At 70.5% G+C, this 583-nt stretch carries 1 protein-coding gene; it reads right to left on the bottom strand.

The genetic code is table 11. The features are described from left to right. Positions 1-583: transposase family protein (locus JAO81_RS41990; protein WP_199553261.1), on the bottom strand; the 583-nt coding region annotated here is incomplete at both ends.

Here is a 583-nt window from a genome sequence, read left to right as displayed (position 1 = left end):
GGCCGTCACCGTGTTGCCGGCAGTCGCGGAGGATCTTGTAGGTCTTCATCCGGGCGAAGGTGTGCTCGACGCGGGCCCGCACCCGTCGATGCTCGGCGTTGTCGGCCTCTTCGCCGGGCAGCAGCGGGCGGCGTTGGCGTTTGCGGTGCGGGACGACGAGGCCCGTATTGAAGTAGGCGCCGTCGCCCAGCACTGTGACGCCCTCGCAGTGCTGGGCCAGGCCGGAGTTCCGCCACACGTGGGCGTCGGCCTTGTTGCCCGGCGCCGGCCTGGCGGTGGCCACCACCAGGCGCGTGTCGGCGTCGATGATGACCTGCACATTCGCTGAGAACCGGTAGTTGCGTGAGGAGGCGGCAATGGTCCGGTCGCGGACCGGGATCAGGGTGCCGTCCACGATCCACAGCCGGTCCGCGGCATTCGCGGGCCGGGCAGCAGGCTCCAGCGCGAGGAGCGGGCCCAGCCGCTGGATCACCCGGCAGACCGTCGCGGACGAGACCCCGAAGAGCGGCGCGAGCTGCCGCATGGTCAGGTTCGTGCGGTAATAGACGGCCACCAACAGCACCCGATCCGCCAACGGCAGGCA

Origin of the sequence: Streptomyces sp. N35 (genome assembly GCF_016464295.1) — a bacterium.
Classification (GTDB): domain Bacteria; phylum Actinomycetota; class Actinomycetes; order Streptomycetales; family Streptomycetaceae; genus Streptomyces.
This window is presented reverse-complemented; position numbering and strand designations above follow the sequence as displayed.